This window comes from Actinomycetospora atypica (assembly GCF_042653685.1).
Classification (GTDB): Bacteria; Actinomycetota; Actinomycetes; order Mycobacteriales; family Pseudonocardiaceae; genus Actinomycetospora; species Actinomycetospora atypica.
The window spans coordinates 1-12,527 of sequence record NZ_JBHSIV010000003.1 but is presented as its reverse complement, the minus strand read 5'-3'; the positions used below and the strand labels follow the sequence as shown (position 1 = coordinate 12,527).

10 protein-coding genes and 1 pseudogene are annotated in these 12,527 nt (G+C 74.6%); 5 read left to right on the top strand and 6 right to left on the bottom strand.

Annotated elements, in window-relative coordinates; genetic code table 11:
* Positions 1-97 precede the first annotated feature (97 nt).
* The 3 genes from ACFPBZ_RS03255 to ACFPBZ_RS03245 all read left to right on the top strand — a co-directional run bounded on the left by ACFPBZ_RS03255 (position 98) and on the right by ACFPBZ_RS03245 (position 3,292).
* Positions 98-1,048, top strand: a complete 951-nt coding sequence (locus tag ACFPBZ_RS03255) for an SDR family NAD(P)-dependent oxidoreductase (protein WP_378034569.1) — start codon at positions 98-100, stop codon at positions 1,046-1,048.
* 16 nt (positions 1,049-1,064) lie between these two features.
* Positions 1,065-2,282 (top strand): FAD-binding domain-containing protein, encoded by a 1,218-nt coding sequence (locus ACFPBZ_RS03250; protein WP_378034568.1) that lies wholly within the window; start codon positions 1,065-1,067, stop codon positions 2,280-2,282.
* A 65-nt stretch (positions 2,283-2,347) separates the two neighbouring features.
* Positions 2,348-3,292 carry a patatin-like phospholipase family protein gene (locus ACFPBZ_RS03245; protein WP_378034567.1) on the top strand — a complete coding sequence of 315 codons (945 nt, stop codon included), beginning with the start codon at positions 2,348-2,350 and terminating at the stop codon, positions 3,290-3,292.
* On the opposite strand, the gene ACFPBZ_RS03240 is transcribed toward ACFPBZ_RS03245, so the two are convergent.
* Genes ACFPBZ_RS03240 through ACFPBZ_RS03230 form a run of 3 tightly spaced genes read right to left on the bottom strand, consistent with a single transcriptional unit; the run spans position 3,282 to position 6,206 of the window.
* A complete protein-coding gene (locus tag ACFPBZ_RS03240; protein WP_378034566.1) occupies positions 3,282-3,797 on the bottom strand; it encodes a DUF6912 family protein in 516 nt (171 codons plus the stop codon). The genes ACFPBZ_RS03245 and ACFPBZ_RS03240 overlap by 11 nt on opposite strands.
* Before the next feature lie 28 nt (positions 3,798-3,825).
* Positions 3,826-4,794, bottom strand: a complete 969-nt coding sequence (locus ACFPBZ_RS03235) for a patatin-like phospholipase family protein (RefSeq protein WP_378034565.1) — start codon at positions 4,792-4,794, stop codon at positions 3,826-3,828.
* Positions 4,791-6,206: a WS/DGAT/MGAT family O-acyltransferase gene (locus ACFPBZ_RS03230; RefSeq protein WP_378034564.1), complete on the bottom strand. Its 1,416-nt coding sequence runs from the start codon at positions 6,204-6,206 to the stop codon at positions 4,791-4,793. Before ACFPBZ_RS03230 ends, ACFPBZ_RS03235 begins: the two co-directional genes overlap by 4 nt.
* Positions 6,207-6,260: 54 nt before the next feature.
* Between ACFPBZ_RS03230 and ACFPBZ_RS03225 the strand changes: the two genes are divergently transcribed.
* On the top strand, positions 6,261-7,040 hold the full coding sequence (locus ACFPBZ_RS03225) for a TrmH family RNA methyltransferase (protein WP_378034563.1): 780 nt from the start codon (positions 6,261-6,263) through the stop codon (positions 7,038-7,040).
* A gap of 136 nt (positions 7,041-7,176) precedes the next feature.
* Entirely contained in the window at positions 7,177-7,806 is a 630-nt protein-coding gene (locus tag ACFPBZ_RS03220; RefSeq protein ID WP_378034562.1) for an Rv3235 family protein, read from the top strand.
* A gap of 7 nt (positions 7,807-7,813) precedes the next feature.
* On the opposite strand, the gene secA is transcribed toward ACFPBZ_RS03220, so the two are convergent.
* The 3 genes and pseudogenes from secA to ACFPBZ_RS03205 form a co-directional block, all read right to left on the bottom strand.
* Positions 7,814-11,011 (bottom strand): preprotein translocase subunit SecA, encoded by a 3,198-nt coding sequence (secA, locus tag ACFPBZ_RS03215; protein WP_378034561.1) that lies wholly within the window; start codon positions 11,009-11,011, stop codon positions 7,814-7,816.
* Positions 11,012-11,224: 213 nt separating this feature from the next.
* Positions 11,225-11,920, bottom strand: coding sequence for a ribosome hibernation-promoting factor, HPF/YfiA family (gene hpf / locus ACFPBZ_RS03210; protein WP_378034560.1), 696 nt, complete (start codon positions 11,918-11,920; stop codon positions 11,225-11,227).
* Positions 11,921-12,094: 174 nt separating this feature from the next.
* Positions 12,095-12,527, bottom strand: a pseudogene (locus tag ACFPBZ_RS03205) (hypothetical protein); the annotation flags it as partial.

The following is a 12,527-nucleotide window of genomic DNA, read 5'->3' as shown; positions in this document are numbered from 1 at the left end:
GGCCGCGAGCCTGCCACCGCCGTGAGTGACCAACCAGTTGGCTTCCTCTGCTACGGTAGGAAACCAACCGGATGGTCACTATCGAGGAGAGCACGACATGGGCATCACCACGGCGTTCGACGCGTCGAGCACGGCGCTCGAGGTGGTCGAGGGCATCGACCTGACCGGGCGCACCGCCGTCGTCACCGGGGCCTCGTCGGGGATCGGGGTGGAGACCGCGCGGGCCCTCGCGGCGGCCGGCGCCGCCGTCACCGTGGCCGCCCGCGACCTCGCCGCGGCCGAGCGCACCGTCACCGACATCCGGACGACCACGGGGAACGACCGGGTGACCGCGGCCCGGCTCGACCTGCTCGACCTCGACACCGTCCGCGCCTTCACCGACGCCTGGACCGGCCCGCTGCACGTCCTGGTGAACAACGCGGGCGTCATGGACACCCCGGAGACCTACACCGAGCAGGGCTGGGAGCTGCAGTTCGCCACCAACCACCTCGGGCACATGGCCCTGACGCTCGGCCTGCACCCGGCGCTGACCGCGGCCGGGGACGCCCGCGTCGTCGTGGTGTCCTCCAGCGGCCACGGCAGCTCGCCGGTGGTGTTCGACGACCTGTTCTTCGAGCGGCGCGCCTACGACCCCGGCCTGGCCTACGGGCAGTCGAAGACCGCGAACGCGCTGTTCGCCGTGGAGCTCACCCGCCGCTGGGCCGACGAGGGCATCGTCGCGAACTCCCTCATGCCCGGCGGGATCTGGACGAACCTGCAGAAGCACTGGGACCCGAAGGTCATCGACGAGCTCTCCGTCACGGCCGCGCCGATCATGAAGACCCCGGAGCAGGGCGCGGCCACCTCCGTGCTGCTCGCCACCTCCCCCGAGCTCGCGGGCGTCGGCGGCCGCTACTTCGAGGACTGCCACGAGGCCGAGGTGGTCGACGAGATCGTGGACGGCATCCACGGGGTCCGCGCCTACGCCCTCGACCCGGAGGCCGCCCGGCAGCTCTGGGAGGTCTCGGTCGAGCTGCTCGACAAGGCCGGATGGGACACATCGGCCTGAGCGGGTACGCAGCCGTGTGCAGCTCCCCGTCCCGGACCCGACCACCGACGCCGCGGTCGCCTTCGTCACCGAGCACCTGGGTGACCTGACCTGCGACACCCCCGCGCCGTCGGGGGCGTTCCGGGGCGGGCAGACGGCGGCGGACGCGGCGCTGGCCGCGCTCGACGTCACCGACTACGCCCGCCGCCGCAACGACGTGTGGCCCCCGGAGCGCCGCGGGGCCTCCCGGATGTCCCCGTACATCCGGTACGGGCTGCTGTCCCTGCCCGCGCTGTGGGAGCACGTCGCCGACGCGCCGACGCGCGACCGGACGAAGTACCGCGACGAGCTCGCCTGGCAGGAGTACGCCCGCCACGTCTACGCCCGGATCGGGCCCGCGCTCGGCGAGGACCTGCGCGCGAACCCTCCCCGCCCGGCGGAGACCTGGGACGACCCGTGGCCGCGGGACATGAACTGCATGGACGTCAACCTCACCGAGCTCCACGACGACGGCTGGCTGGTCAACCAGTGCCGCATGTGGCTCTCCAGCCAGTGGACCGTGCGGGCCGGCGCCCGCTGGCAGGACGGCGACGACGCGTTCTTCACCCACCTGCTCGACGGCTCGCGGGCGGCCAACCGGCTGGGCTGGCAGTGGACCGTGGGGTCGGGCACCGGCAAGGCCTACGGGTTCTCCCGGTCGCAGGTGCAGAAGCGGGCGCCGAAGCTCTGCGCCGAGTGCGTCCTGAAGAGCGACTGCCCGATCGCCGACTGGCCCGACGAGCAGCGCACCACCAGCCTCACCCCGCCCGAGGGACTGCGCGGCGACCCCGACCCGGAGGCCACCGGCGGGCCGGCGACGACGCCGCCGTCCTCCTCGGCGGTGGACGCCGTGTGGCTGACGGCGGAGTCGCTCGGCGACGACGACCCCGCCCTGCTCGCCCACCCCGACGTGCCCGCGGTCTTCGTGTTCGACGAGCCGCTGCTCGCGAAGCTCCGGCTCTCGGGCAAGCGGCTGGTGTTCCTCACCGAGACCCTCGCCGACCTGGCCACCCGCCGCCCGGTCGAGATCCACCGCGGCCGGGTGCCCGAGGAGCTGTCCGGACGACGCCCGGCGGTCACCTTCGCCCCGGTCCCGGGTTTCCGGCGGCACGCGGCGGCCGTCGGACCGGCCGAGGTGCACCCCTGGGCCTGGCTCTTCCGCCCCCGCGGCGGGCGGCTGCAGAGCTACACGGCCTGGCGCAAGGGGATGCCGTAGCAGCCCGACACCGTCGCCGCCCGACAGGGCGTCTAGGGCCGGCCCGACCGGGGCACCATGGCGACGTGGTCCGTGTCGCGCTCGCCTGTCAGGGCGGGGGCAGCCAGACGGCGTTCACCGCCGGAGTGCTGCAACCGCTGCTCCGCTCCCCCGAGGTCGAACCGGTCGCGTTCACCGGCACGTCCGGCGGCGCGATCTGTGCCCTCCTCGCCTGGTACGGCTACCGCACCGGCGGGCCGCGCCGGGCGGTGGAGCTGCTCGACGGGTTCTGGCGCGACAACGCCGCCACCGGCCCGGTCGACGCGATCGGCAACGCCCTCGGGGTGGGCCTGCTGCGCCTGCGCGACCTCGGCGTGCTGCCGCTGCCCGCCTTCGACCCCTACCGGTTCCCGCAGATCGCGCGGGCCCAGCTGCGCGAGCTGCTCGAGCGCTGGGTCGACTTCGGGCTCCTGGCCGCCCTGCCGCGCGACGAGGGCCCGGTGCTGCAGGTCGGCGCCGTGGAGGTGCGCACCGGGCGGTTCCGGCGCTTCGACTCGCGCCGCGGCGAGATCACGGTCGACTCGGTGCTGGCCAGCGCCGCCATCCCCACCCTGTTCCGGGCCGTGGAGACCGACGACGGCGTCTACTGGGACGGCGTGTTCTCCGAGAACCCGCCGGTCCGCGACCTGCCCGCGCTCGCGCCCGACGCGATCTGGATCGTCCAGCTCTTCCCGCGGACCATCGCCACCGAGCCACGCTCGCCCGGCGCGATCGCCGACCGGCGCGCGGAGCTGACGTCGAACCTCTCCCTCGAGCAGGAGATCGACACGATCGAGAAGATCAACGAGTTCCTGCGCGCCGGGTACCTCGAGGGCGCCGGCTACCGGGAGGTCGGCATCGAGCGCATCGAGCTCGGCCGCCAGCTCGACTCCGCCTCGGCGGGCGACCGGTCCCCGGCCTTCCTACAGGGCCTGATCGCCGAGGGCGAGCGCGCCGGGGAGGCGTTCCTGGGCCGCGTGCCTACGGCGTGAGGTCCTCGAGCTCCAGCACGAACGGCAGCTCCTGCACCCCGTACCAGGCCAGGTCGTGGTCCTGGGCGTCCCCGACGGCCAGCTCGGCGTCCTCGTCGCCCAGGTCGGCCGCGTCGATCACCTGGGCCGCGTGCCGCACGGCCTCCCCGGCGTCGGCGACGTCGAGGTGGATCGCGGCGAGGCGGCGCATCGGGATCGGGCCCGTCACGCGGACGACGGCCGCGTCGAGGTCGGGGCGCAGGGTCACGTCGTCGACGTCGGCGGCGACCACCGCGCGGCGGGGCGGGGTGTCGGGGTCGGAGCCCAGCTCGCTCGCGAGCAGCCGCAGCGAGGCCCGGGCCGCCTCGCTCATCGCGGCGTACTCGAGCTCCTCCTCGTCGCCCGCCACGTACTCCTCGCGCAGCGCCGGGGTCAGGGCGAACGCCGTCCCGGAGAGCGGCTGGATCTGCTCGTCGGCGACCAGCTTCTGCAGACCCGCCACCGTGGTCGGGACATAAATCCTCACCCGTCGCTCCGCTCGCCCAGGCCGATCCTCACGTGTCCCTGTCCTCCCGCGCCCACCAGGCCGCCGTCGTCCGCAGCGCCGTGCGCACCACGTCGCCCTGCCGGCTGGCGTCCATCACGTTCCAGCCCATCACCGCCCGCTCCTCGGGGCCGGGGGCGTGCGCGGTGACCTTCAGTCCCGACCCGCGGAGCCGGGCGATCTCCCGCGCACTGCGGCCCCCGACGATGCCACGGAAGAGCCCGTCGGCCGCGCCCCCCACCGACAGGCGCACGCGCCCGCGCCGGGCCAGCGGGACCAGCACCAGCGCCTCGTCGAGCGCGGGCATGTCGGACCCGAGCAGCAGGTCGGCCGACGTGGCCGAGCAGACCCCGCCGTCGACGTAGCGCCGGCCGCCGATGCGCACCGGCTTGAACCACCCCGGCACGGCGCAGGACGCGCTCGCCGCCTCGGCCGGGGAGGCGGGCGGGGCGCCGTCGCGGCCGAACGGCACGCGGGCGCCACTGTCGTAGTCGGTGGCGACGATGCGCAGCTGCGGCTCGGTCGGCCAGGTCTCCGGCGCGAACGACGACACGAGCCGCACCACCCCCGAGGTGTCGGCGCGGCCCACGGGCAGCAGCGCGGACGCCACCGCGAGCGGCGGGAACCGGCTCGGGGCGCGCGCGACGGCGGCGAGGAGGCGGATCGAGCCCGGGCCGACGCGCGGCAGCGGCGGGAGGCCGCCCCGCGCTCCGTCCCGGCGGGGACGGGGGGTGTCCGACGACGGCTTCGGGTGCAGCAGGTGCTCGACGAGGTCGTCGACGGCGACCCCACTGGCCAGCGCCGACGCCACGATCGACCCCGCGGACGTCCCGACGATCACGTCGGCCTCGCGGGCGTCGTGGCCGGTGGCCTGCTGCCAGGTGGAGAGGGCGGCCACCGTCCAGGCGTAGCCCAGCGAGCCCCCGGTGCCGAGGACGAGGCCCCGGCGCGACGGCGGGCGTCCCTTCCCGGCCGTCACCGCGGCACCGTCGCGAGGAGCTCCGCCAGGGCCTCCGTCACCAGGTCGCCGAACTCGTCCACGTCGGCCATCGAGTCGCGGTCGGCGTTGAAGCCGTAGAAGACCCCGCCGTCGTAGCTCGTCAGGCCGACGGCGAGCGACTGCCCCTTCGCCAGCGGGACCACCGGGTACATCTCGAGCATCCGCGCGCCGCCCGCGTAGAGCGCGTGCTGCGGGCCGGGCACGTTCGAGACGACGACGTTGAACAGCCGCCGGGAGAGCCCGCTCGCCGCGCGGGCGCCGAGCGCGTGCAGTGTCGGCGGCGCGAACCCGCCCACCCGCACCAGCGCGTTCGCGCCGACCGACTGGCCCGACTGCTTGTGCTCGCGCATCGCGTGCGCCACGTGGTGCATCCGCAGCACCGGGTTCGGCTCCCCCACCGGCAGGTCGACGAGGTAGGAGGTGATCCGGTTGCCCAGCAGCCCGGCGCCGTGGATCGACCCGGTGGTCTCGGCCTCGCCGCGCACCGACATCGGCACCATCGCGCGCATGGTCGTCGTCGGGGTGACCGAGGCCCCCCGCGAGAGCAGCCAGTTGCGCATCGCGCCCGCGATCACCGTGAGGACGACGTCGTTGATCGTGCCGCCGTGCGCGCGGCGGACGGCGCGGTAGTCCTCGAGCTCGGTGCGGGTGTGCGCGAAGCGGCGCTGTGTGGAGATCGGGACGTTGAGCGGGCTCGTCGGCGCCGGGCGCACCGCGGTCCGCACGGCCGAGAGCAGCCCGCCCGCGACCCCGGCGACCTTCGTGACGGTGTCGGCGGCGTCGCGGACCGCGGCGTGGGCGGCCTCCACGGCGTTGCCGGGGCGGGCGACGGCCTCGCCGACGGCGTCGAGCACGAGCCGCCACGGCGCCGGCTCGGGGCGGGCGACCCAGTCGTCGTCGGCCTCGTCGCGGCCGTCGGGCGAGTCGTCGAGCACCACCTGGCTGATGTCGATGCTGGCGATGCCGTCGACCATCGCCTGGTGGGTCTTGCTGACGATCGCCACCCGGCCGCCGGAGAGGCCGTCGACCAGGTACATCTCCCACAGCGGGCGGGTGTGGTCGAGCGGGCGCGACATCAGCCGGGCGACCAGCTCGTTCAGCGCCCGGTCGGTGCCCGGACCGGGCAGCGCGGAGCGGCGCACGTGGTAGGTGACGTCGAAGTCGGTGTCGTCGACCCACACCGGCCGGGCCACCCCGTAGGGGATCTGGCGGATCTTCTGCCGGTACCGCGGCACCAGGCCGATCCGGCCGGAGATGAGGTCGACGAGGCGCTCGTAGTCGAAGCCGGACCGGGGCTTGCGGAAGACGGCGACACTCCCGACGTGCATCGGCGTGGTCGGTTGGTCCATGTAGAGGAAGGAGGCGTCCAGGGCCGTGAGGCGGTCCGGCATGACGTCGATCCTCGCACGCCGCCCCACGCGCCCCGTCTGCGAGAGTGGTCGCCGATGTCACCCCAGGAACCGGCGGAACCGGTCTCCCCCAAGGACCGCTTCGTCACCGTCTACGGCCGCAAACCGGTGCTGGAGGCGCTCGCCGACCCGGCGCTCGAGGTCGACAAGGTGGTCCTGTCCTCCGACGCGGACGCCCGCTCGGTCCGCCCCCTGCTCGACGCCGCGAGGGCCCGCGGGATCACGGTGCAGCGGGCGTCGGCGCACCGGGTGAAGGTCCTCGCCGGCAACGGGCGCCAGGACCAGGGCGTGATCGCCGACGTCGTCGCGCCGGGGATGCGCACCGTCGAGCAGTTCCTCGCCGCGCTCGGCCCCGACGCCGGGGCCCGCGTGCTCGTGCTCGACGGCCTGACGAACCCGGCCAACGTCGGGATGATCCTGCGCTCGGCCACCGCGGCGGGCCTCGACGGCGTCCTGCTCCCCCGCCGCGGCGCCCCGTCGATCGACCCGCTGGTGGTCAAGGCCTCGGCCGGGATCGCCTTCCACGCCCCGGTGCTGCGGGCGGGGACCGCGGCGGCCGGGGTCGCGGCGCTCGCCGAGGCGGGGTTCGTGCTCCTCGGGCTCGACGGGACCGGGACGTCGTCGCTCTTCGACGTCGAGCTGGCCCCGCGGACCGCGCTCGTGGTGGGCGGGGAGACCGACGGCCTCACCGAGGAGGTCCGCGGCGAGCTGCACGGCACGGTGGCGATCCCGATGGCGGCCGGCGTCGAGTCGCTCAACGCCGCCTGCGCCGCGACCCTCGCCTGCTTCGAGCTGACGCGGCGCCCGATCGTCTGACGGACCGCGAGTTGCCCGGAACGGCACCTCCCCCGCGCGGGCCCGTCCTACAGTCGAGCCCGGTCGCGGGACCTCCCGCCCGCGACCACGGCGGGCGCCGACCGGTGCCGCCGCGGCACCACGGCGGGAGGACGCGATGACCCTGGCACCGGGCGACGCCGGGCCGGCCCCGGCGGGAGGCGGGACCGACCGGACGCCGCCGGCGGTGGGGGTCCGGCCCCGCGAGCGGGGGCGGACCCGCCCGGGGCTCGCCCGCCGCATGGACCGGCGGCCGCCCCCGCGGGTGCGGCCCCTCGTGGAAGACCTCGTCGAGCGGGCGGCCCGGCCCGTGGACGAGGCCCCGCCCCTCGCCCGCGCGGAGGCGTCCACCCCCGCGTGGGAGGCGGCGCTGGCCGGCGCCCGGTCGCAGGTCGGGCCCGTGGCGCTGCGGGTGCTGGCGGCGGTGGCCGAGGTGCTCGACGGGCGCCGGCCGCCGGAGCACCTGGGCCGCATCTGTCCCCCGGCGGTCGTCGACCGGGTGCGGGTCGCCGCCACCGGGGCCGGGCTCCCGCGGGGTGCGCGGGTCCGGGGCCTGCGGATGTGCCCGGTGCTCGCCCCGGTCCCCGGCGGGACGCCGGTGCTGGCGGTCGAGGTGGCCGCCGCGCTCTGCGCACCCGTTCCCGACGACCGCCCCGGCCCGCCACCGCGGGCCCGGGCCGTCGCCGCGCGCTTCGAGCTCGCCACCGACCGGACGACGTGGCGGCTGACCGAGCTGCTCGTCGTGTGAACCCCGCTCAGCTGCGGGCGGGCGCCCCGTGGCACTGCTTGTACTTGCGGCCCGACCCGCAGGGGCAGGGCGCGTTGCGCGACGGCGTCTCGGTCCGGCGGGCCTGCTGGGCGTTCCCGTTGCCGTTCCCGTTGCCGCCGCGGTGGCGCGCCCGGTCGCCGTCGGGCTCGTCGGGACCCGAGTAGTTCAGCTGCTGCGGACGGTGCCCGCCGAGCCCCGTCCCGCGCAGGGCCGGGGGCACCGGGCCGCCGCCGAGCTGGGACATGGCCGATCCGGCCGCGGCGGTGTCGTGCGCGGGCGGGCCCTGACCGGCCGCGGGCGCGGCCGGCGGCGCGTGCCGCGGGCGGCCCTGACGTCCGGTGGGGACGTTCGGGCGGGCGCCCGGCCCGGTCTGCTGCGGGGCCTGGTGGGGCCCGCTCGGTCGGTCCACCGGACGACCGGCCGCGGGGATCGCGGTGGTCGGGGCGGAGGCGGCCGCCTGCTGGGGGTCGGGGCGCTGCGGGTCCGGGCGCTGGGGGTCGGGCGGCACCATCCGCGGCCGGGCCGGCTGCCCGGTGGGCATCGGGCCGACCGGCCGGGTGGGCGCCGAGACCGGGGCCGCGCCCGCGGTGGAGCGGCGGCGGGTGTCCTCGTCGTCGGGGCGGACGGCGGGCTGCATCGCGGTGTCGGTGTTCGGGTTGGCGCCGGGTACGGCGTCGACCGGGGCGACCTCCTCGACCTGGATCGTCAGGTTGAACAGGAAGCCGACCGACTCCTCCTTGATGCCCTCCATCATGGAGGCGAACATCTCGTAGCCCTCGCGCTTGTACTCGATCTTCGGGTCGCGCTGGGCCATCGCGCGCAGACCGATGCCCTGCTTGAGGTAGTCCATCTCGTACAGGTGCTCGCGCCACTTGCGGTCGAGCACCGAGAGGACGACCTGCCGCTCGAGCTCGCGCATCCCACCCTCGGGCACGATGCCGTCGATCTCGGCCTCGCGGCGCCGGTAGGCCTCCAGCGCGTCCTCGGTGAGGATCTCGACGAGGAGGTCGCGGTCGAGGTCGTCGTGCTCCTCGGAGACGTCCTCCCAGCGCACCGACACGGGGTAGAGCTGGCGGAGGCCCTCCCAGAGCTTCTCGAGGTCCCAGTCCTCGCTGTAGCCCTCGGAGGTGGCGCCGTCGACGTACGCGGTGACCACGTCGACGATCATGTTCTGCATCTGCTCGGACAGGTTCTCCCCGTCGAGCACGCGGTGGCGCTCCTCGTAGATCACCGTCCGCTGCTGGTTCATGACCTCGTCGTACTCGAGGATGTCCTTGCGGATCTCGAAGTTCTGCTGCTCGACCTGCGTCTGGGCGCTGCGGATGGCCCGGGAGACCATCTTCGCCTCGATCGGCATGTCCTCGGGCAGGTTGAACCGCGTCATGATCGTCTCGACCATGGCGCCGTTGAACCGCCGCATGAGCTCGTCGCCCAGCGAGAGGTAGAAGCGCGACTCGCCGGGGTCGCCCTGGCGGCCGGCGCGGCCGCGGAGCTGGTTGTCGATGCGGCGCGACTCGTGCCGCTCGGTGCCGAGGACGTAGAGGCCGCCGGCCTTCTTGACCTCCTCGCCCTCGCGCCGGACCTCGTCCTTGACGCGGGCGAGGGTGTCGTCCCACGCCGCCTCGTACTCCTCGCGCATCTCGACCGGGTCGAGCCCCTTGGCCCGCAGCTCCGAGTCGGCGATGAAGTCGGGGTTGCCGCCGAGGACGATGTCGGTGCCGCGGCCGGCCATGTTCGTCGCGACGGTGACCGCGTTGCGGCGGCCGGCCTGGGCGATGATCCCGGCCTCCTGCTCGTGGAACTTGGCGTTGAGCACCGAGTGCTCCACGCCGCGCTGCACCAGCAGCTTCGCGAGGTACTCCGAGCGCTCCACGCTCGTGGTGCCGATCAGCACCGGCTGACCGCGCTCGTAGTGCTCGGCGATGTCGTCGGCCACGGCCTCGAACTTCGCGGCCTCGGTCTTGTAGACCAGGTCGGGCTGGTCGACGCGCTGCGGCGGGCGGTTCGTGGGGATCGGGACGACGCCCAGCTTGTAGGTCTTCGACAGCTCGGCGGCCTCGGTCTGGGCCGTACCGGTCATGCCCGAGAGCTTCTCGTAGAGCCGGAAGTAGTTCTGCAGCGTGATCGTCGCGAGGGTCTGGTTCTCCTGCTTGATCTCGACGCCTTCCTTGGCCTCGATCGCCTGGTGCAGGCCCTCGTTGTAGCGCCGGCCCGCGAGCACGCGACCGGTGAACTCGTCGACGATCAGCACCTCGCCGTCGCGGACGATGTAGTCCTTGTCCTTGAGGAAGAGCTCCTTGACCTTGATCGCGTTGTTCAGGTAGCCCACCAGCGGGGTGTTCGCGGCCTCGTAGAGGTTCTCGATGCCCAGCTGGTCCTCGATGAACGAGACGCCGTCCTCGGTGACGCCGACGGTCTTCTTGCGCTCGTCGACCTCGTAGTGGAGGTCCTTGACCATCTTCGGGGCGAGCCGCGCGAACTCGGAGTACCAGCGGGCGCTCTGCTCGGCGGGCCCGGAGATGATCAGCGGCGTGCGGGCCTCGTCGATGAGGATCGAGTCGACCTCGTCGACGATCGCGTAGACGTGGCCTCGCTGGACGCACTCCGACCGCGCCCACGCCATGTTGTCGCGCAGGTAGTCGAAGCCGAACTCGTTGTTGGTGCCGTAGGTGATGTCGGCGGCGTACGCGGCCCGGCGCTCGTCGGGCGGCATCTCGGCGTAGATCGCGCCGACGGTGAGGCCGAGGAAGCGGTGGACGCGGCCCATCCACTCCGAGTCGCGGCGCGCGAGGTAGTCGTTGGTGGTGACCACGTGCACGCCCTCGCCGGTGATCCCGTTGAGGTAGGCGGGCAGCGTGGAGACCAGCGTCTTGCCCTCCCCGGTGCGCATCTCGGCGACGTTGCCCAGGTGCAGCGCGGCGCCGCCCATGAGCTGCACGCGGTAGTGGCGCTGGCCCAGGGTGCGCGAGGCGCCCTCGCGGACCACGGCGAACGCCTCGCCCAGCATGTCGTCGAGCGACTCGCCCCCGGCGTAGCGCTCGCGGAACTCCACGGTCTTCGCCCGCAGCTCGGCGTCGGAGAGCTTCTCGATCTCCTCGGCGAACGTGTCGACGTAGTCGGCGATCGCGCCGAGACGGCGGACCGTCCTCGCCTCGCCCGCCCGCAGCAGTCGGTTCAGCACCACGTTGGGTGACCTCGCTCGTCCTCGTCGTCGCTGGCTCTCATCGGCATCCCCGGCGACCCTGTCGGGTCGTCCCGGGACCGCGGTGAGGCCCACCGATGTCGGACGGCCCCCGCCGCGGCGCACCTCGCGAGCGTTGCGGGCGCAGCACCCATGGTAAGCGCGCCGCCGTCGTGCCCGGCCGGGGCGTGCTGCCCCGGACCGGGCACGCGGTCGCTACACGAGGTGGATGACGCCGTAGTCGTAGCCGTGGCGGCGGTAGACGACGCTGGGCCGGCCGCTGGCCTTGTCGGAGAACAGGAAGAAGTCGTGCCCGACGAGCTCCATCCGGGAGAGCGCGTCGTCGACGGTCATCGGCACCGCCTCGTGCTCCTTCACCCGGGCGATGCGCCCCGGTCCGTCCCCCTGGACGTCGCGACCGAAGCGGTCGTCGAGCGCCTCGCGGGCGGCCGGGATCGTGTCGGGCTCGGGCAGGGGCGCGTGGTCGTGGCGGTCCTGGTCGTCGCCCTCGCGCAGCGACTCGGGCAGGGCCTCGTCCAGCTCGGCGCCCGAGGTCGGGAGGCCGTCGCCCGGAGCACCGGCACCGACGGTGACGCGGCGGCGTCCGGCCTTGTGCAGCCGCCGGTCGTGCTGGCGGCGCATGCGTTCCTCGAGGCGTCCGAGGGCGAGGTCGAGCGCCGAGTAGAAGTCGCCGGCACACGCGACGGCGCGGACGACCGGGCCCTTGCCGCGGCCGGTGATCTCGATGCTCTGGCAGGTCTTGGCCTGGCGCGGGTTGGGCTCGTGCGACAACTCGACGGACAGCCTGATGATCTTGTGGTCGTACCGTCCGAGACGGGTCAGCTTCTCCGTCGTGTGGTCGCGGAAGTGCTCCGGGACCTCGACGTTGCGGCCGCAGATGACGATCTCCACATTCAACTCCCGTGGGAAGAGAGGAAGCGGTGCCACGCGCAGCCCGTCGGTGGGCCGACCTCGTCCGAGGTGGTCGCGGGATGGGGCGGGGGCCCGGCCCTGCGCGACCCGTGGCGTCGCGGAACGACGTTCGCGCCCTCCTCTCGGTCGGCCTGACCGGTGGGAGTGGCCACGCTATCGAGTCCGGCGGGTGGCGGGAAGGTGTCGGGAGAGCGTCCCCGGGTCGGGGGACGTCCCCGGACGGTCCATCGCCCTCGGTGGGCGTACGCCCGTCCGGGGGACCCGCCCGCCCGGCACCACCGGACGCCGTGCCCCGACGGCCGTGACCACGAGCAGCAGGTCGACCGGCAGGCCCGCGCCGGCGAGGGCCCGGGCGGCGGCCACCGCGGTGGCGCCGGTGGTGACGACGTCGTCGAGCAGGACCACCGGCAGCCCCCGGTCGGCGTCGCGCAGCGGCCCCGCCCGCACGCGCAGGTGGGCGGCCAGGTTCGCGGCGCGGGCCGCCGGGGAGTGCCCCACGGAGTCGCGCGCGCCGGCCGTGAGCTCCAGCGCGGGCAGCACCCGACCGTGCCCCGTGGCCGCCAGGCGGCGCGCCAGCCGCAGCATG